Source organism: Trichodesmium erythraeum IMS101, from assembly GCF_000014265.1.
In the GTDB taxonomy this organism is placed as follows: domain Bacteria; phylum Cyanobacteriota; class Cyanobacteriia; order Cyanobacteriales; family Microcoleaceae; genus Trichodesmium; species Trichodesmium erythraeum.
Genome location: NC_008312.1, coordinates 5193021 through 5213856 on the forward strand (window position 1 = coordinate 5193021; position 20836 = coordinate 5213856).

16 protein-coding genes are annotated in these 20836 nt (G+C 33.7%); 6 read left to right on the forward strand and 10 right to left on the reverse strand.

Annotation, left to right across the window (positions count from 1 at the left end; translation table 11 throughout):
- Positions 1-230: 230 nt before the first annotated feature.
- Complete coding sequence (locus TERY_RS16270; RefSeq protein WP_011612835.1) at positions 231-458, reverse strand: CP12 domain-containing protein; 228 nt, start codon at positions 456-458, stop codon at positions 231-233.
- Between the two features lie 425 nt (positions 459-883).
- Between TERY_RS16270 and TERY_RS16275 the strand changes: the two genes are divergently transcribed.
- On the forward strand, positions 884-2128 hold the full coding sequence (locus TERY_RS16275) for an FIST N-terminal domain-containing protein (protein ID WP_011612836.1): 1245 nt from the start codon (positions 884-886) through the stop codon (positions 2126-2128).
- 412 nt (positions 2129-2540) lie between these two features.
- Here the strand turns inward: TERY_RS16275 and TERY_RS16280 are convergent, their stop codons facing one another.
- Positions 2541-3632: a metallophosphoesterase gene (locus TERY_RS16280; RefSeq protein WP_011612837.1), complete on the reverse strand. Its 1092-nt coding sequence runs from the start codon at positions 3630-3632 to the stop codon at positions 2541-2543.
- Positions 3633-3876: 244 nt separating this feature from the next.
- Here TERY_RS16280 and TERY_RS25545 point away from each other — a divergent pair, with 244 nt between their 5' ends.
- Complete coding sequence (locus tag TERY_RS25545) at positions 3877-5562, forward strand: hypothetical protein (protein WP_011612838.1); 1686 nt, start codon at positions 3877-3879, stop codon at positions 5560-5562.
- 298 nt (positions 5563-5860) lie between these two features.
- On the opposite strand, the gene TERY_RS25550 is transcribed toward TERY_RS25545, so the two are convergent.
- The 4 genes from TERY_RS25550 to TERY_RS16305 all read right to left on the reverse strand — a co-directional run bounded on the left by TERY_RS25550 (position 5861) and on the right by TERY_RS16305 (position 10043).
- On the reverse strand, positions 5861-6469 hold the full coding sequence (locus TERY_RS25550) for a hypothetical protein (protein ID WP_011612839.1): 609 nt from the start codon (positions 6467-6469) through the stop codon (positions 5861-5863).
- Positions 6470-6657: 188 nt separating this feature from the next.
- Entirely contained in the window at positions 6658-8385 is a 1728-nt protein-coding gene (locus TERY_RS16295) for an ATP-binding cassette domain-containing protein (protein ID WP_011612840.1), read from the reverse strand.
- Positions 8386-8636: 251 nt separating this feature from the next.
- Positions 8637-9035 carry a response regulator gene (locus TERY_RS16300; protein WP_011612841.1) on the reverse strand — a complete coding sequence of 133 codons (399 nt, stop codon included), beginning with the start codon at positions 9033-9035 and terminating at the stop codon, positions 8637-8639.
- Between the two features lie 369 nt (positions 9036-9404).
- Positions 9405-10043: a microcompartments protein gene (locus TERY_RS16305; RefSeq protein ID WP_011612842.1), complete on the reverse strand. Its 639-nt coding sequence runs from the start codon at positions 10041-10043 to the stop codon at positions 9405-9407.
- 231 nt (positions 10044-10274) lie between these two features.
- On the opposite strand from TERY_RS16305, the gene TERY_RS16310 reads away from it, so the two are divergent.
- Positions 10275-11216 (forward strand): GNAT family N-acetyltransferase, encoded by a 942-nt coding sequence (locus tag TERY_RS16310; RefSeq protein ID WP_011612843.1) that lies wholly within the window; start codon positions 10275-10277, stop codon positions 11214-11216.
- An 82-nt stretch (positions 11217-11298) separates the two neighbouring features.
- Here the strand turns inward: TERY_RS16310 and TERY_RS16315 are convergent, their stop codons facing one another.
- The 3 genes from TERY_RS16315 to TERY_RS25555 all read right to left on the reverse strand — a co-directional run bounded on the left by TERY_RS16315 (position 11299) and on the right by TERY_RS25555 (position 15497).
- Positions 11299-12396, reverse strand: a complete 1098-nt coding sequence (locus tag TERY_RS16315; protein ID WP_011612844.1) for a TauD/TfdA family dioxygenase — start codon at positions 12394-12396, stop codon at positions 11299-11301.
- Positions 12397-12535: 139 nt separating this feature from the next.
- The gene (locus TERY_RS16320) at positions 12536-13627 is read right to left on the reverse strand and encodes a TauD/TfdA family dioxygenase (protein WP_011612845.1); all 1092 of its coding nucleotides are present in this window, start codon (positions 13625-13627) and stop codon (positions 12536-12538) included.
- 166 nt (positions 13628-13793) lie between these two features.
- Positions 13794-15497 (reverse strand): pentapeptide repeat-containing protein, encoded by a 1704-nt coding sequence (locus TERY_RS25555; protein WP_011612846.1) that lies wholly within the window; start codon positions 15495-15497, stop codon positions 13794-13796.
- Between the two features lie 621 nt (positions 15498-16118).
- Between TERY_RS25555 and TERY_RS16330 the strand changes: the two genes are divergently transcribed.
- From TERY_RS16330 to TERY_RS16340, 3 genes are all read left to right on the forward strand, one after another.
- Positions 16119-16766 carry a DUF3386 family protein gene (locus TERY_RS16330; protein ID WP_011612847.1) on the forward strand — a complete coding sequence of 216 codons (648 nt, stop codon included), beginning with the start codon at positions 16119-16121 and terminating at the stop codon, positions 16764-16766.
- Positions 16767-16861: 95 nt separating this feature from the next.
- Complete coding sequence (locus TERY_RS16335; protein WP_011612848.1) at positions 16862-17104, forward strand: NifU family protein; 243 nt, start codon at positions 16862-16864, stop codon at positions 17102-17104.
- 430 nt (positions 17105-17534) lie between these two features.
- On the forward strand, positions 17535-20156 hold the full coding sequence (locus TERY_RS16340) for a hypothetical protein (RefSeq protein ID WP_011612849.1): 2622 nt from the start codon (positions 17535-17537) through the stop codon (positions 20154-20156).
- Here TERY_RS16340 and TERY_RS16345 read toward each other — a convergent pair.
- Positions 20147-20671: a transcriptional repressor gene (locus TERY_RS16345; protein ID WP_011612850.1), complete on the reverse strand. Its 525-nt coding sequence runs from the start codon at positions 20669-20671 to the stop codon at positions 20147-20149. The two genes, TERY_RS16340 and TERY_RS16345, sit on opposite strands and share 10 nt — an antisense overlap.
- Positions 20672-20836: the final 165 nt, after the last annotated feature.

The window sequence follows — 20836 nt, forward strand, 5'->3', positions numbered from 1 at the left end:
TTTATCCAACTTAGAAATACTTAAACTGATTATATACCATGATTCTATATTGATTGAGTAAGCTCAATTTAAATGTCATTATTAACAATAAGAAAGTTATTTAGGATTTGATATTAATTTAATTTAATAGTAAGCAACTGAATCAAAAACTTAAGGATTTCAGTTGCTTACTTACTTAAAATATATTGAATAAACTACATTGTAATAAGTGCCTATTCAACTAGTTAATTCTAGTTATCATCTATTCGACATTCGGCAGCCTCGGGATTATTCTCACAATAAATTTCAAAGGAACTCTTAGGCTTTTGTTCCTTTTGATGAGAAGCTTCAGCTTGAAGTTCTTCTACTGCATCCCAAGCTGCTGCACATTCTTTAGAGTTAGCACCAGAAATATCACAAGCTTGGCGAGCTATCTGGCGCTCTTGTTCAATTTTTTCCTCAATGTCATTATTGGTCATAGTTTTTTAATTTTGATTGACTACCTACAAATTTAAATTTTAGGGCCTAATTCCTAACTCAACTAAAACACTAGAATTAAGAGATAGGGATAAAAAAACAGGCAAAAAAATCCAGCGAGGATAGTCCCTTTTTCCTATTTATATTAGGTTTTTAGAGATTCTTCACCAAATGATCTTGATTTTTTAAGATTTACCTATAAGATATTAAACTTAAAAATGTTTAGCATATTAAAGGATACTTAGTTAATATAATAACATAACTAATATAATGATTTATTTTATAAGTAAAAACTATGAAATTAAATTAAAGTTTAATATTATAGTAAATATCAGTATACTTCTTGATATGATTCCCTATTCGCAATTATTTAAATGAAAGATTAAGATGAGAAATATAATTATAATTTATAAGGAGCGTCAAACAGATGCGGTGGTCAAACTCTCTATCAACCCGTCCTTCATTAGAAGCAGCAGTTAAGGAAGTAGTAGAAAAAAGTTCAGAATCATTAGGAACTAAAGCAGATTTAGGACTGGTATTTATCTCATCAGCTTTTACCAGTGAATATCCACGGCTAATGCCTCTACTGAAAAAACATCTACCAGAAACTATTACGATAGGCTGCGGTGGAGGTGGTATTGTTGGTATGAATGAGCAAGGAAAACCGCAAGAACTAGAGCAAAAAACTGCAATTAGCCTCAGTTTAGCACATTTACCAGAAGTTGCAGTAAAAGCTTTTCATATATCAGCAGGACAGCTACCAGATTTAGATAGTTCCCCAGATCGTTGGTGTAATCTTATTGGAGTACCAACTGTAGACAAACCTCAATTTATTATACTTGCCGATCCATTTTCTGCTAAAATAAATGACTTACTTCAAGGACTAGATTATGCTTATCCTCATTCTCCTAAGGTGGGAGGATTAGCTAGTAACGGAATAAATGGCCAAAATGCAGGACTCTTTTGTGAAAATAATCTCTACCAAGAAGGAGCTGTAGGTGTTTCTTTATCTGGTAATATAATATTAGAAACAATAGTAGCTCAGGGCTGTCGCCCTGTTGGTCAACCTTATAGAGTTACACAAGGAGAACGTAATATAGTTTTAGAACTTGAAGAGTTAGTTAGTTCTAATCAAATAGTTAGTGATGGTGTTAAACAGTCTCCATTAGAAGCATTACAAAATTTAGTACAAAATCTTGATGAAAAAGACCGCAAGCTAGCCGAAAACTCCCTATTTGTTGGTATAGTTAGGGACGAATTTAAACAAAACTTGGAACAAGGAGACTTTTTAATTCGTAATTTAATTGGGGTAGACCCTAAAGCGGGAGCGATCGCTATCGGAGATCAAGTTAGGACAGGCCAAAGAATTCAATTTCATTTACGGGATGCTCATACTTCAGCAGAAGATTTAGAAATGTTACTACAACGTTATCAAAGAAAGGTTGGTTTTCAAAGTACAGCTACAAACAATGCTACTGCTTTAATGTTCTCTTGTTTGGGACGTGGAGAAGTACTATATGGTAAACCTAACTTTGATTCTAGCTTATTTAGTAGTTATTTAAATATCCCTATCAGTGGTTTTTTTTGTAATGGTGAAATTGGACCTGTAGGTAGTAGTACATTTTTACATGGTTATACCTCTGTATTTGGTATTTGCCGTCAACTTTCTTGAAGAAGTCATAACTGAATAATGAATTAAAAGTCAAAAGCTATAAGTATTTATTTTTGAAAGGACGTTCCATGCAGCGTCCCTACTTAGTTCCGACTCCCGCGCCAGAAAGGGACACAGGTAACTCATTACTTATGGGCATTGTTCTCTGGAAAAAATAGAGCCCAAAATCAATATACTTGTTGAAAAAGTTAAAAATAGAGAATCAATAAATATTATAAAAAGTCAAAAAAAAGTTGATTTTGATCATATAGTACTAAAAAAAAATATTAGGAAATTGATCAATTTGAAATATTTGATAGCTAATAGTTTTAACTATATCCCTCTAGAAGCAAGTTTCTCTGGAAATACGGAGCTGAATGCTGATTCTTAAAGCTAGAAGATAGAATAATTTACTTAGGGAAATATACTAATTTTATTGTAAAAGCAATATTGCATTATTATCAATGCTATTAGTGGTATTAAAACTTTGAAAATATCGCCGGACCTCAGGTGGAAAATGAGGAAAGTCCAACACAGCATCTCCATATGCAATATCAGCCCAGAAATAACGCAAACTAGGAGCAAGTTTGGCAGCAAGTTCTGGGGATAAATTTAAAGGAGGACTAGTCAAAAGTTTAGACATAAAATAAACAGAGCGATCGCCGATCCAGCTCCGAGAAACATCACTTAGATTAGGTAAATTAGGCAAAGAATTAATCCGATAACTTTCAATCTTTAAAGACTTTTGACCACTGGCATTAGTAATAAAATCTATGATGCGATAAGGATGAGGATAAGAAACTAAAGAACCAGTTGTAATTTCATAAATTCCTTGATCTTTAGCAACATCCTGAACATGAAGATGACCAGTAAATATAAGCTGAACACCTGCAGATTGGAGAATATCTAACAATACTGACCTATTTTCTAACATGTAACGACGACCAAGAGAGTTATGAGATTGGTCAGGCAAATGTTCAATTACATTATGATGTAGCATGACTATCACTAATTCCTCTTCAGCAATGCTTAAAACCTGTTGTAACCAATCTAATTGTTCTGACTCTAAACCACCAGTATATTTTTGTTTTCCTGAAGTATCAAATTGATTAGAATTTAACCCAATTATCCGAACTCCAGGCAATACTTGTTCACTATAATATAATCTTTGCTGGTAATCATATCCACAGTGATGATAATAACTAGGAAAATTGGCTAAACCAATAGAATAATCATTAGCAAATTTTACAGGTACATCGTGATTACCAGGAACTACATATACAGGATAGGGAAGTGCAGATAATCTTTGACTGAGCCAGGTATGATTTTCTGGTTCACCATCTTGAGTTAGGTCTCCAGGTAGTAGTAAAAAATCAATATCTAACTTACTTAAATGTTCTAGTACTAACTCCAAAGCAGGAATGCTAACTTCTACTAAATGAAAACTATGTGTTTTTTCAGAAATAGTATGAGGAACAGCAATATGTAAGTCACTAGCAACAGCAAATCTAAAGTTTAAGGCCATAGAAAAAGTCCTTTGGAGATTAGGCTAAATCAATTGTTAATTATTTTTCTAGATTTCTATTTTATTTCAAAATTAGTAATCAAGAATAGATTAAGCCATACTATAGTTATAGTCTGTGGTGGGAATTAACTTCTGACTTTTGATTTTGCCCCTTCTGACTTCTACTATGGTTGACGCTCCGAGATGATAACATCTATATTAGTATAGAAACAATAAGGCAATCTGTAGACTCTAGGTGAAAGCAATGCCAGAAGCCGAACTTCCTGGAAACAATTACTTACCAAAAATAAATGATCCAGTAAATCAGCAAAAACTGGACCAAGAAAATGAGGTTGAAAAAACTAGACAACATTTAGCTCCAGAAGCACACACATCTATTCCAGAAAATGATGATTGGGAAACTGTTAATTTTCCTGATACTATTAATTTAGGTTCAATACCAGTTATAGAAACAACTGGAGTAGAACCAGAAGATTTGAAATTAACTGCTCAAGATCGAACTAAAAGAAGGTCCCAGGCAGTGCCAGATTTTGAAGTAATTTTAACAAAAGACTCTACTGAGGAACTAGAATCTGCAAATCTCATGGAGGCCTTACATCATTGTAACCGGGAACTTGTAAATCGAGTTACAGAACTAGAAACTGCCTTAGAAGAATGTCAGAAAACTCTAGAAAATCAGGAAAAGTTGCTAGAAGAAAGAACTAAAGAATTAGCAGCAACTCAACAACAGGTAACTCGTCTATTCTACAAATTAGAATTATGTAGTCAAATTATTCAACGCCAGGAAGTTTTGGTAGAGTCCCTAACCGATAGATGGGAAAAGAGTGAACAATATCAGGCACAAATGGAAAGAGAATGTACTTTAACTAAACAATCTTACAATCAACAAAGTTATTATCTTAAGGAATTAGAAAGTACTTCTCAAGAGTTGCACTCAAGACTATACCGTCAACAACAACAAACTCTTCAGTTTAAAGCAGCTTTGGACAGATCCTTAGAAATGCCAGAAAGAATGGATACACTAAATCAACCAATAGAAAGACTTACAAACCCATCTCTAGTTAGGGCGTCTCAACCCAGTTCTAAACCTGAAGCTATAAAACGAGATAATACTTTCATTCAAACTAACACGAAAATATTACCTCTGATAAATTCGGAACCAGTTAAACCATGGTCTCCACAGACAAAAAATCGACAACAGGAAACACCTATTATTAAGAAGGAAGAAAGAACTCTTACACAAATTAATTTGGGTAATAAATTAGATTTACCACAAGAAACTACCACAACTCAAAAAGTTTCTTCATGGGAAGAAAATAGTCTTGAGAAGAATTTTTCTGGTAAGTTTAGTGAAGGTACATTAAATCCTAGTCTACCGTCATTGAGTAGAATAGGTGAAGTTTTAGATTATGAGTTGCTTGAGGTTGTATCGCAAAAAGATATTTTAGAAGATACAGAAGCAGGAGAGTATGTAGTTATAGAAGAAGATTATTTAACTGAAGAGCAAAGTGAATCTCAGGAAACAGAAAAATTGGTAGAAAATAAGCTTATAGCAGAACTGAAGCAAGTGGAAAACTTTGAAGAGGAGGAAAATACAGGAGTTAAACACGAACGCATATCATGGAATATATCTACAGGAAAATGGAATGTTTATGAGTATCAACCAGAACCAGAAATAGAAGTAAATTCTGAAATAAATACAAGTGACTTTTCTGAAGTTTCAGAGGAAATGCTGCAAGATGTTGAACAAACAATACCAGTAAGTGGTAAGCTACATTTACCAACTTGGATCCCTTCTTTATTTGAGTCTGAACCTGAAGATGTGGCACCTGAAGTTATAGAAAAACAGAACCTATCATTGGAGGCAATAGATTTGCCTAAGCTTCCCAGAATTCCTATTGATGATCAACCATCTACAGTAAATAGTTAAAATTTAGTCGAGAAAGATTTTATCTTTTTGGTTTGGATTTTATATTGTATAGTTTTTCTTCAAGAGGATTGCTTTTCTGTATTGAATGATGGGTAAATATAGAACTTATTTTTAATTTTTAATAAGGAAAAAACTAACAGGAAATAGAGAATTTAATATATGAAATTAAAGTTTGTATTAGCTAAATTTCAGCTATGAATATATGATTTTTTTGTATTAATTAAATCCTTAAATACTTTTTCCCTCAAACTAATTTATTTGTTCTATAGCTAATTATCTCATCATTATTCAAGTATCATTAATCTGATCTTGCCCCTACTTCAATGGCAGAATTAGCCATTTTTACTAAAGTTTCTCCTTCAATTTCGGGACTTTGACCAACACCTTTAAAAGCCATGCGATAAAATACTCCTTGATATTCCCAGCCGATAATTGGAGGCGCACAAGATGCTCCACAGGTTAAAGGTCTAAAATATCCTTTAATGTTTTGCACTAAAGGATATTCCCTACTAAATTCATCTTCTAAAGGTTTACCTCCTTTTTCAGCACTAAGATAACCAATGGAACAAGCAGTACTATGGTTACAATTAGGTGTAAAGGCTAAGGTAATTTCATAACTATTACTTGTACCTTTACCCTCGACATAAATTTTTCTATCTGTACCTGTAATTAATAATTGAGTAGGTAGCAAAATTGGTACTTGAGTTTGTTCTTTTATTTTTGGCAAAATTTGCTGTAATTCTGCAGCGACTGCTGTAGATTTTTGAGCTATTAATACTTTATTATTGTGGGTATTATAAGCATTAATTGGATAATTAAATGCTTTAAGTGTTGGCTGTAAATAACCCCATAGTATGATTATACTGCTTAGTAAGAATGTGTTTTTCAAAAAGAAGAGGATAGACATAATTAAAATCCTACTGAAAGACTAAACTGAATATTGAATGAAGTTTAAAGCCATAAGTTTTATCTATAAATACAGGTATACAGTTATTAGATTTCCTAGTTACAATCAATACAGATTTAACTAAGTATACTTTGAAATAATTTCTTTGGTTAAACCTTTCTTTATTGTATTACTTTTTGATTTTCTTGTTAGGATTTTTCAGGGGGTGTTTGATTTTTTACTTTCTTTTTTTTCTGTTTTTTCTTAGCAGCTTTTTGAGCTTTTTTAGCAGCTTTTTCTGCAGTTATTTTTGCTAACCTTTCTAATTCTTTTTCTGACTCAAGTTTATCTATATAATAATGATAGTCTCCTAAGTAAGTATAAAATTCACCATCTCTGATTTCTACAATTTTGTTAGCTACTTGAGAGATAAAGTAACGGTCGTGGGAAACAATAATTACAGTTCCATCATAATTTTTTAGTGCTGATTCCAACATTTCCTTTGCTGGAATATCTAGATGATTTGTCGGCTCATCTAATAACATAAAATTTCCTGGTTTAAGAAGCATTTTTGCTAAAGCTAAACGTGCTTTTTCTCCACCACTCAAAGCAGCTACTTTTTTAAATACTGTATCACCACTAAACAAGAAATTACCAAGTAAAGTTCTTACTTCTTCATTTTTCCAATCTGGCACTTCATCATGGATAATGTTTATCACAGTTTTTGTTAAGTCTAAAGCTTCTGCTTGGTTTTGCTCAAAGTAACTAGGTATAACATTATATTTACCTAATTCTACTATACCTTCTGTGGGTTTTTCTAATCCCATAATCATCCGAAGTAAAGTAGATTTACCACAGCCATTCAACCCTAAAAAAGCAATTCTATCTCCCCTTTCTATTTCTAAGTTTGCTCCTAAAAAGAGAATTTTATCACCATAAGTATGAACTAAATCTTTAATGACTGCAACTTCTCTACCACTACGAGGTGCTGGTGGAAAATGGAAAGTTAAAGTTTTTAATCCTACTGTAGGAGCTTCTATAAGTTCTATTTTTTCTAATTGTTTTTCTCTGCTTTTTGCTTGAGTACTACGAGTAGCACTAGCACGAAAGTGTTCTATAAAAGTTTGTTGTTTTTCTATTTCTTTTTGTTGTCGTTCATAAGTGCTAAGTTGTGCAGCTTTATTTTCTGATTTTTGTTCTAAATAAGTTGAATAATTACCTAAATAAGTGGTAGAAACTCCTCTTTCAGTTTCCACAATTTGAGTACAAAGGCGGTCAAGAAATTCTCTGTCATGGGAAACTATCACCATAGGAGTTGCTAAATTTTTTAAATAATTTTCTAGCCACTCAATTGTTTCTAAATCTAGATGGTTAGTCGGTTCATCTAAGAGTAATACATCTGGCTTTTGCAAAAGAATTTTTCCTAAACTCATCCGCATTTGCCAACCACCACTAAAAGCACTAACTAAGCGATCGCCATCATCAGATTCAAACCCCATTTCGGGCAATATTTTTTCAATTTCTGCATCTAATCCATAACCATTTAAAGCTTCAAATTGTCGTTGTAAACGGTCTAATTTATGAATAAGTTCATCTAATTTTTCTGGAGTAGCAATTTCCATTTCTCTCTGTACTTGTAGAAGAGATTCGTGTATTTTATTAGCCTCTATAAATACGGTCCAAAATTCCTCTCTAACTGTACGATTAGGATTTACTTCAAATTCTTGAGTTAGATAAGCAATGTGTAAATTTGCAGGGCGAATAACTTCTCCAGAAGTAGGTTCTATTTCTCCAGTAATAATTTTTAATTGAGTTGATTTTCCAGCTCCATTAACACCCACTAAGCCAATGCGGTCTCCTGGTTTTACTTCCCAGTTAACATCTTTAAGAATGACACCTGTAGGATATATCTTACTTATATTTTCCAGTCTCAGCATTTATAATTTATCTCCTAGTTAGGTTAATAGCAAGGCACGTTTTTTTTAGTTTCAGTTATTTTATACTTAGAGTAAAAAAGTGAAATAAGTATTAAGATATTTATGTGGTAATTAAATCTTCAAGCTGGAATCAAATTAGAAATATAAATTAGTTAATAGAAGCGGTTGTATCGGTATTTATACTTCTCAAGTTATGGTTAAGGATAATTTGAAAATTGTGTCTTTTCCTATTCCTTATTCCCTATCTTTTTCTATAAACTTTTCTTGGTTTTATATATTTCCAAACATTCTTGAAGCACATCCTTGAGTTCTTGAGGAGAAAAAGGTTTAGTTACACATTTAAAAATATCAGCTTGTTGTATATCATTTTCAACAGAATTTATTTCTTCTTGCTCATAACCACTTAATAAAATTCTAATGGTATCAGGAAAGCTCTCTCTTGTTTTTATGAGAAATTGAATACCTGTCATATCTGGCATACTTTGGTCAGAAATAATAACAGCCATTTCCCCCTGGGTTTCCAAAATTTCCATAGCTATCCTAGCATTTTCTGCCCTGAAAACTTTAAATTGACGTCGAAAAGTCCGGTACAATAAATCCAAGTTATTAGGTTCATCATCAACTACCATTAAATTAAGTTTTTCGGACATTGTTAATTTTTTAGCAATTTGTATCTAAGGAACAATTTTCAACAAAATTAGCATTCTCAAAATTTTAATATCTATATCTAATAATTAGTATACTACTTAGCATGGTTAATATTTTATTACAAAATATCATCATTTATATTGTACATTAGATTATAATTTTTGTCTAAATAAATCTGTAGATTTAACTAATCAAGTCAGAAAAATAAGGCATCTAAGAAGAATTAGGGAAGATGAAGAGATAGGAAATAGGATCACACTTTGTCTGTAGAATTCTGAGGGTTAATCAAAAGGTTCTAGCTGGCGTGTTAAGCTTGATTCATCAACTACAACCTACCTGAAAGATTAATCTAGAATCTTCTATTAGTTAATTTATTCTTGGCGTTGGTCAAAATGTTCTCGACCCGAAACATTTTTCATGGCCTCCAAAGCTGCTTGAGAACCTGCCAAAATATCCCGTTCTTCTCCTCCCAAATAAAGTCGTCCAAAACTACCTACGGCTTGAATTTGTAAAATATTAATTAAAGCAGCTTTTTCTGCTTCATTGGCTGCTAAAGCAGCATAGGCGGCAGGTTGGACTTCTAAAACATAGAGAGTTTGGCCACCTAAAATCATTTGGCCACGACGATTACGATTAATTAACTGTGCTTGGTGAGAGTCAATATTACGGATCACCTGACTAGAGATAATACGAGGTTTCAGGCGATCGCTTTCAATAACCTCTAAAGATTGCAAAATTGCTTGACCAGCAGCTTTTGTATCTCCCTGACGACTGGAATGAATTTCCAACAAACCATAAAGTCGCTCCACAAATTGTACCCCTGGTCGCACAGAGTTAGATTTGAGAGCTACATCTGTAATACGATTAATTTCAATACCAGGAGAAATTTCTATCCATAGAGAGGTATCACCTGGTAGTGGTAAAAAGCCAAGGGCTACTGTACCAATATAGGCGGCGTGCTGAGGTTGCAAGTTGTCTATAAATACATAACTGCGCAGTTCTATACCCAAGGCCTAAATCTCCATGTACTGGGGTAAAATTAAATCTATAATCGTCGTTATTATATGTCAAAGATTTCTCTTAAGTCAAAATTTTTCAATCATAATTCTATTTTGGGCAATAAGTCTAGTTTGTTGATATTTGATATATTTTTACTTAAAGGCTACATTTGATCATCATTAAGTTTCGAGTTTTACTAAAAATTGACATTATTTTGGCGACCAAATAATCAAAAAAAAATCATGAATAAAATTAATATTCGCTTACTTCAAGAACAAGAATTGTCTGAAGCTGACAAAATATTTCGATTAGCTTTTGGTACATTTATAGGTTTACCAGACCCGATAAAATTCTTTGGTGATAGATACTATATGCAGCGTTGGTATACAGAGCCAAAAGCAGCTTTAGCCGCAGAAATAGACGGTCAATTAGTAGGTTCTAACTTTATCTCTAAATGGGGGAGTTTTGGTTTTTTTGGACCTTTATCAGTACATCCAAATTTTTGGAATCAAGGAGTAGGTAAAAAATTGATGTCAGCAACAATGGAATGCTTGAGAAATTGGCAAACTCAACATATTTGCTTCTTTACATTTTCTCAAAGTCCCAAACATTTACATTTTTATCAAAAATTTGGTTTTATGCCACATTTTTTAACTAGCATTTGCACTAAATCTGTTTCTCAAAAACAGCAGCAATTAAAAAGCATTAGGTATTCACAAATTTCCCCAGAACAACAAAAAAACTATTTACAAGCTAGCCAAGAATTAACTAATAATATTTATTCCGGATTAGATTTACAATCAGAAATTTTAGCGGTGGAAAATAAAAGATTAGGAGATACTTTATTTATTTGGGAAAATAGTAATTTAGAAGGATTTGCTGTTTGTCATTATGGTGCAGGTACCGAAGCAGGAAGTGATACTTGCTATATTAAATTTGGTGCAGTTAATTCAGGAAAAAAAGGGAGCGATCGCTTTGCAAAATTATTGAATGAATGTGAAACATTTAGCAATATTATTGGCATGTCTAAACTTGTAGCTGGAGTCAATACAGCTCGTCAACAAGCATACATTCAAATATTAAATATGGGGTTTAAAATTGATATTTTAGGAGTAGCAATGCAGTATCCTAAGGAATTAGGATATAACAATCCTGATACTTATGTTATTGATGATTTGAGGTAAAGAAAAACTAATCTTTCCCAAGGATGGCTTTGGCAGTAAATAGCTCGTGGGAAATAAAATTTTCCTTAACTATTAAAAATTACTAGAGTGAAGAGAAGGCTATATAAACTTTTCTTTTTCCGGTAAAAGGTAGCCTACCATGCCCCATACGATAGTTATCTAAAATTACAATATCTCCCTCCTGCCAGGAAAATAATTCTGCATTTTTCCAGTAACTCTTAACAATATGATAAACATCCCAAAAAGATAAATCGGAACCATCTTCAAACACTACATCCAAATATCGATATTTGCGCTGTTGTGGAATAATTTTTTCGACACAAATTTGCAAAAACGTGATCAAAAATAAGAGGAAAAATACCAACCAACTCCTGAATGATCCTTGGGACTTAGCAACAAACCACGCTTCAATAGAAGTACCCCATATATGAAACCGAGGGAACCATCCATTCCAGAGAGTTTCTGAGGTCATAGGATGAGAGGTAACTATCTCCATTGGACAACAAGAAATTAAATCATCATTAATAAGCCACTCAGTCTGTCGTCCTGTCTCAAAGCATTTCGCCTCAACTAAACTTTTATCCTCAGTGTTAAATACAGCCTTCCAAGATTTAGGAAAACGAAACCAAGGCCATTTCCATAATCGTACGTCAAATAATCTTTTCTGTGTATTTACCCAATAAAACTTTGTTACCAAACGGGTATGGGAACACTTCTGCTGTAACTGTTCAGGTAAATCTGATAAAACCGATTTCATATCAATAACTGGAGTTTCACCGCCACTTTTAGCAACTTGAGGGCAAAAAAACAATATATAATGAGGTTGGTTTGATGGGGAGTTAGACAATTCTGTATGACCAGAAATTGTTAGATAACTTGGTAATTCAGAAGCAGTCCAGACATATTCAGTAATTTGATGACGAGGTGCCCCACCAGGATATTGATTTTGCAGCTCAGGAAAAATCCTCAATCCTACCTGTTGAAACTGCTCAGGAGTTTTTACTTCATATCCCCTAATAGCTACAGCACCATAATTTTTTAGAGCAGACTCGACTTCGTCTTGATGATTATTCAGATAATCAATTAAGAAATCAAAATCAGCGCAGTTTTGTTTAGCAGTTATTAGAAAAAGGCTTTCATTTAATTCTTTATCTGGTTTATGATTTTGATTCAGTTTCACTGTGGTTACCTCCAAAATATTACCATCAAGAAAATTGATGATTTCAGCTTAATAAAAACTAGCCTTTGCCGAGGGTGACCTTGGCAGTAAGTAGTTGGGGGCTTAAAAATTTCCCTAAACTATTCTAGCTTTAGTAGAACTAGGAGAAGGCTATATAAACTTGTCTTTCTCCAGTAAAAGGTAGCCTACCATGCCCCATACGATAGTTATCTAAAATTACAATATCTCCCTCCTGCCAGGAAAATAATTCTGTATTTTTCCAATAACTTTTGACAATATGATAAACATCCCAAAAAGACAAATCAGAACCATCCTCAAAAACTACATCCAAAGCTCGATATTTGCACCTTTCTGGAATCAATTTTTCAAGACAAATTTGCCCAAGCGTGATTAAAAATAAGATCAAAAATACTAACCAACTCCTGAATTTTCTTTGATACTTAGCAGCAAACCATGCATCAATACAAACACCCCAGATATGAAACCAAGGGAAAAATCCTGTCCAGGCAATTTCCTTTGTGATCGGATGAGAACCAATTATTGGCATTGGATAATGAGCAATTAAGCCATCATTAGCAAGCCACTTAATCTGTCGCCCTGCATCAAAGCATTTTTTTTCAACTAAACTTTTATCCTCAGTATTAAAGACAGCCTTCCAAGATTTAGGAAAACCAAACCAAGGCCATTTCCATAATCGTACGTCAAATAATCTTTTCTGTGTATTTACCCAATAAAACTTTGTTACCAAACGGGTATGGGAACACTTCTGCTGCAACTGTTCAGGTAAGTCTGATAAAACCGATTTCATATTAATAATAGGAGTTTCACCCCCACTTTTAGCAACTTGAGGTGAAAAAAATAATATGTAAGGAGGTTGTTCTGATGGCGAGTAAGATAACTCTGTATGACCACAAATTGACTGATAACTTGGCACTGAAGAAGCACTCCAGACATATTCAGCAACTTTATAACGAGGTGCCCCACCAGGATATTGATTTCGCAGCTCAGGAAAAATGCTCAATCCCACTTTTTGAAACTGCTCAGGAGTTTTCACTTTATATCCCCTAATAGCCACAGAACCATAATTTCTCAGAGCAGACTCAACTTCATCTTGATGATTATTCAGATAATCAATTAAGAAATCAAAATCAGTGCAGTTTTGTTTAGCAGTTATCAGAAAAAGGCTTTCATTTAATTCTTGATCTGGTTTATGATTTTGATTCAGTTTCACTATTGTTACCTCCAAAATATTGTGATTAAAGAAATTATGACTGAGTAGAGCCGGAGTTTAGTGACTCAAAAGTTAAGTTCCCAAGCTTCCCCTTTTAGAGGGATGAAAAATCGCCATATGGTTCAATAGGAATTACCGATAAGTGATAACTGAAATAGTCAAATATCTACTCAATAAAACTACCATCAGGCATAATTGCACCTTGCAAATTAGCACCTTGCAAATTTACATTTTCTAAGTTTGCACCCAGTAAATTAGCATTTTTTAGATTAGCTCCTTTCAAGTTAGCTCCTTGAAGGTCGGCATCCAGGAATGTAACCCCTGCTAAATTTGCTCCCACTAAATCTACCCTCTTGAGATTAGCATCTTTTAAAGTTGCCCTCCTCAAATCTGCACCTCGGAGACTAGCATGACTCATATTTGCACCACTTAAATTAGCTTTCTTTAAATTAGCTCCTTCTAAATTCGCCCTACTCAATTTAGCCTCACGGAGATAAGCACCAGAAAAATTAGCAGCACGCAAATTTGTAGAGTTCAAATTTGCGCCAGATAAATTCACTCGTCGTAGGTTAGCACTGACTAAAACTGCCTTAGTTAAATTTGCACCTTCTAAGCTAGCACGATACAAATTTGCTTTCTGGAGTTTAGCCTTGATTAAAATTGAGCCTTGCAATTGCGCCTTCTTAAGGTTAGCATTTTGTAATCTTGCACCTCTGAGTTCAACACCTCTTAAATTAGCTTGAAATAAATCTGCGTTTCGCAAATAAGCATCTTCAAGTTTGAGAGCTGCAAAATTAGCACGACGGAAGTTACAACCGTAACATTCTGAAGTTGCTCGCAATTTAGCAACTGAGTTGTCACCAGACAATATTGTTGTTGTTCTTTCCAACTGAAGTTTTTGTTTATTCAGGGAATTCCTTAAGTTTGGTTGTTGACGAAAAACTGTTAAAGTTGTCGCCAATAAAGAAAGAGCAGCAATACTGGCGAATCCCAATATGACAGATGCTTTTACAGGTAACATTGCCATTGCCACATTCTTAAAATTAGCAGCATCGCCAAAAACAGGTATTGGTTTTAGTGCTGCTAAAGCCGCTCCTGCATTTTCAAAGCGATCTTTACCATTGGGAGATACCATTTTCTCTAGCCACATTGTAAATAATACACTCAGTTGTGGCGCTAATTTTTTCAGGTTAAAGCGATGATTGCGATCAATTAATTTAATTACATCTCTACTAGAAGTACCTGTCAGCAAGCAAATCATAGTTACCCCTAAACTATATAAGTCAGAATTGATAGTGACAGTACCATTCAATTCTTGTTCTGGAGGCATAAATCCTGATGTCCCACTGACACCATCAGTAAAATTCTCTTCTATTCCCTTCCGTGCGCAACCAAAATTCATTAAATATGCAGTAGGAAATCTTTCACCGTTGATATGAGTCGTCACTAATATATTTTCAGGTTTAATATTGCCGTGAATAATTGGCGGTTTACACTTTTGTAAATATACTAAAATCTCTAAAATTGAAATAGCAATTTGTTTAATTTGTTCTGGGGTAAAACTTCTTCTTTCTGCCAAAGATTTTCCCTCTTGATATTTTGTAATTAAACAAAATCCTTCGGAAGTTTCTAGGGCATCAATATAGTTAGGAATGCGGGGATGTTGTAGTTGTTTGAGAATTTCTACTTCTCGCTCATAAGCTTCAAATATTGTCCAATTAGCATTATCATCTGCAAAACGGAACTCTTTGATAACAACTTCTTGGTTTTGCTTGAGAGCTATTCCCTGATATGTCACTTCTCCCTCTTGTTGGTGACGTTCCACTTGTCTAATAATTTCATAGCCGTGACTGGAAAGGTCTTGTGTCATATTAAGAGTACCACCGTATTTTTTTTGCTTATCAATGGGGGCTAATAAAAAAATTATATTTTTATTAAAATACTATCATATTTTTGATTTACTAGCAATTACAAATTTTCAGGTTCTTAATTTTTAACAATTAAATTTTGAAGAATTAAATAATGACTAAAATTAAGTGAAAAATCTGGAAATTATAGTTAGGTGAATCCGATATGCAATGACTCAATTTTGTACCTATTGAAAAAAAATGTTATACTTATTATTTAAACAAGTCTTAAATCCAAAAACTAACCTTTAGTGTTAAGCTTTTAGCAGTTATAAATTATATCCTCTGTAATTGTTAAGAGATGTTTAAATAAAAAAATATTTATTGTGGTTAAGGGAGTCTACTTTTGCAGTAATTCTGTCTCAATTTATTCATAGCTTTTGCTTCCTACATTGAGCAATAGCTTATAATATAAATTTAACCTTAAAGTTACGATTTTATAATAAAATAATATTATTAAAAATTCAGGAGTAGGGCTGTATATCATTTATAATTTAGTTAATATTTGATAAATTCTCATCGTATTTCTTACCTTTGCGTAAATCCTGAGAATAAAATTTCGCCCTATTAATTAGGAGGTTTCTATGACTGAGCAAAATGCTCGTGATTTATTTAAAGCTGCCTACGAACATCGCTACACTTGGGATTCAAATTTTCCTGGTTTTAGTGCTAGTATAGAACTTAAACAGGGGTCAGAAATTTATAATGGCCAAATTTTGATTAAGCCAGATTTTACTGTAGAAGTCACAGGTATTCCAGACGAAGAAGTAAAACAAAGTGTTTATACCCAACTACGGGATGTAGTTACCCACCGCAAACGTTCATCATTTGAAAAATCCCATGGTAAAAATAGTTTCAGCTTTGGTAATAGTGATGAGACAGGAGCAGTTGAAATTCTTGTTAAAGGGGATGCCATGGGGTCAAATTACAAAGTTAGAGGCCAAGAAATTTGTCTAGTTAGTCGAGTCATGGGGCGCATGGCCTTTGTAATTAACACCCATAAAACTTTGGAGACATCAGAGGGTTGTATTGCTACTCACTATAACGCTATCTTCCGCAATCCTAAAACTAATGAAGTAATTAGGGAACTAGAATTTGAGGACTCTTATGAAAAATTTGTTCACTACTACATAATGACTAGCCAAGTTGTTAATTCTACAGAAAAGGGTCAAAAAATAACAACTGAGTTTAATTATTCTAATATAAAACTATTAGAACCAGCAGTTGTATAAAGATTAGAAATTTTGGTTTATTTCCCGGTTCAGTAAGTTAGGATTAACTATAATTTTAGTATCCATAATAAATTAAAACAAACAAGGAGAAAAAAATGGGTGAAGCGAAAGCGCTTACGAATGAAAATGTTGAAATTGTATTAGATGAATTACGACCCTATCTGGCAGCAGATGGCGGTAATGTGGAATTAGTAGACATTGAAGGTCCAATAGTTAAGCTTAGATTACAGGGAGCTTGCAGTTCTTGTCCCAGTTCTACCATGACTCTCAAAATGGGTATTGAGCGCAAACTTCGGGAAGAAATTCCTGAAATTGCTGAAGTTGAGTCTGTGATGTAAGTAGATTTTTCCCACTCACATTAGCGAAAGCTTGAAAGCAGGTTAAGATTTTACAGACCGCTGGAATTTCTCGTCACGAGTACGAAGCTTGACCTTAGTCAAACCTCTTACCTGGTGTGTCTGTTTTTTTGTCTCGGACTGCCCACCGGTGACTAATTAGTTAATAATTGCCCAACATTATTATCTAAACTATAAATTGCTTCAGGTCTGGAGGTACTGATGACTTATAACTTAAATGGCCTGAGTGCACTATAGAAAATTTATATTGACAAAAAAAACTATTTGTGGTTATTGAAAATAAGCTAAAAAATTTTAAATAAATATTAAGATTAAAAAAAAGTTGACTTGAAGACCTAAAATTATGGAAATAATTAAGAATCTGAGATAATATTGAGTATATATATTTTGTAAAGTAAAACTGTAGCCGTAGATGTCACACTGGGAATTTTTGCTACAGAAAGAGGGTGACCAAACCTGGCTACCTTTAGAATCAGCCGATGTGGAAATTCTAGAAGGTCGCTATCGTATAGTCGCTAATACTCATATAGCCAATACAGAAGTCCAGATTCGGATTATTCACGATTCTACTGAAGAAACTCCACCTGTAAGGCGAGTTCATAGACGTTCTAGTCATACTCGCTCTCAAGGTCTTATGTCTATTATCCCATTTACCCACCTCAAGCCTGGTAAATGGGAATTGTGTTGTTTTGCTAAACTAAGCACATCATCACAAGAAGTAAAGCAACATATTGTCCATTTACAAGTATTACCGACTGAGTATGATAGTTCAGATTTTTCACAACAACTAGAATCAGATAATCAGGAAATATCTATAGTAAAAGATTCTCAAGCAGATCTAAAGGATGTGATTTTTAATGAAAATATATCGTTTTTTTCAGGTGAAATAGACATAAATGAAGTCACAATTAATCAAGGGGAAAATGTAGTAAAAAATAATCCTGAATTGTCCAAACGAGAGATCATCAAATCAGAGGAAATAGGATTATTAGATGCTCAAACTCAAGAGCCATCAAAACTATTATCTGAAGAGTCAGAAAGGATGGAAAATATCACTGATTTTCTAGATAGTGGTGAGCAGAAAAAGGTAAATACTCAAAGTAAAAACGAAGAATCCAAGAATATAGAGAATCAATTCAAAGAACTAACTAAAACTCCAATTAATAACTTGTCAACATTGGGGGAAATTCAGCAAAAAGTAGAGCTAGATCTAAATAAAGAAACAGATGCAGATACTAATACAATTACTACTTCTACTGTAAATTTTCCTTTAGAGTTAACCTTAGATCAAGAATCTTACATTGCTAAACCAGGAGAAGGATTAATAATATCTGGTGAGATAACTATTGATAGTCAAAATCAAAATATTCAATCTAATGAAGGCTTGAATAATCAGCCTTTACAAAATCAAAATAATCTCATAAATGAAGATTCTGCAATTACAGAGAATAATGCCCTAATAATTAATGGAAGTTTAAAAATTTGTTTGCGTAATCCTCAAAATTCAGAAATTTTAATTGAAGTACAGCAAACTCTACCAGAGCAAGTGGCACCTATTATTTTTGCTGGTAGAATTAATATACCGGAAAATATTAAAACTCATCTAATATTAGGGCAAATTACGGTCACAGATCATAAGGATATTCTGGCTAATAAGTCTTTCACAATTACAGCCCCACTGGAAAGCTGGTTGGCAGCGGTTGATGATGATTTTGTTAAAGATGAGCATCAAGAAATGGTTCCTCCTCAGACAAGTTTGACTGCAAGAAAGCCAGAGCCAGAAGTTAATTCTTTTCAAAAGTTAGTAGAAACAATTAATCAGAGTCAACTAGAGCAAAAAATAGATAAGGAGCAACCTTTACCACTACAAGTATGTGGATCTATTACAGGTGAGTCAGATTCTCACAATTTAACATTACCAACGTTTGGAAATCCATTACCGGAGAATATGGCCAAAAATGCGGATCAGATTAATGATCTGTTGTCTAAGTCAAATGCTCCTAGAGATTCTGAATTATTAAAATTACCAACATTTGGAAGTCCAGTATCGGAGAAAGTGGCCAAAAATGCAAATGAAATTAATGATTTGTCGGCTAAGTCCAATACTCCTAATGATCTAGATGAGGTAGATGATGTTTGGGGAGAATCTGAATTTTCTGAAGGTGAGGCGAGTTTACCACAAGAACAAGAGTCAGACTTGGAAAGTCTTAAGGATAATGAAGCACCTCAGACTAGACCAAATCTTGTGTCTTTTCCTACAAAGTTTGATCTGAAAAATAAAGAGCTTCAGGCTTTGAAATTGGAGGATAGATTCTTTTCAAAGGCTTATTCCTTGATTAATGATTCTGAGTTGTTGCAATGGATGAGGGCTTCTTCTTTGGAACCAAGTGAGGAAACGGAGAAGGATGAAGAGTTAGAGAGTATATTGAAGTCTAAGGAGAATAAGGTAGAGGAATTGGAGGATAATGATTCTATAAGTGTAATAGTTGATGATGAGGAATTTGCTAGTGACAATGATGATCAAGTTAATTGGGAAGAACAAGAGTTTGTTGTGGAAGATGAACAACTAGAGGAGGTTTTGCCAGACCAAGAGGAGGAATGGAATTTTGGTTTAGCCCATATTGATCAAGAGCAGGATGAATCAATTTCGATACAAAGTTATATTTTGCCTGAAGAACAATTATTACCAGTTCCTTATTTAGAGGTTTTGGCTAAGGATATTATTGCGGGGCGCTCGGTGAAAGTTAGGGTGAAATTACCGGAAGGTTTACCTAGGATTTATGTTAAGATATGGGTTTATGACCGCCAAGCTCAGGCAATAGTAGCGGGGCCACGTTGGTTAACTGATTTTATTCCGAATGGAATGGGGGAAATTGAGGCAATTACAGAGTTGGAGATTGTTTATGGTTGTTTGGAGGTTAGGTTTGAGGCGATCGCTGCAGAAGTTCAAACTAACCGCGAGAGTCATAAAGCAGTTCTTGAATATTTGGTAGCTCCCCCTCCTCCTCCAGAGTTGCCTTTTGATTATTTGTGATTATTTGATTTAGATGTTATTTCTAAGTTAGTTCTTGGACAAGACCAATTAGTAGCTACTAAAGCAGGCCAACCTTTGCGTAAAGCCTCAATACAAATAGCATGAATTGTTAGTTGACAGTCTAACATTTCAACACCTTCTTTTTCAGCCTGCTTCTGACTAATTTTCATTATGGAATCATCATTAAATTCAAAGGTTTTATGACATTGAAGACAAACTAAATGGTGATGTTTATTAAGGTTGGGGGCACTCATCTCATAATGTTTATGTCCTTCGGCTAGTTCTAGTTCCCTGAGAATACCTACTTTTGTCAATAAATGTAGTGTTCGATAAACAGTAGACAGACTAATTTGTTCCTTTTGATTTAACAACAGATTATATATTTCTTCTGCACTTAAGTGTTTGCCTTGAGGTAGACGTTGAAGCACTTGCAGGATAGTTTCCCTTTGAGCAGTTAAACGCCAACCTCTTTGATTTAGTTCAGACTTAAGTGAATCATGATTATAAAATGCCATTTTTAAAATTATCCAGATTTATTTCTTAAGCAACTTATATAGGAAGACAAGAGTCTAAAATACAAAAGTCAAAAATATCTATGGCTGAGTTTGATAACTTAGAAATTTCTGTGCCCTTGACTTGAATTGCTATAACTACATATATAAAAAATATATACTTATTGA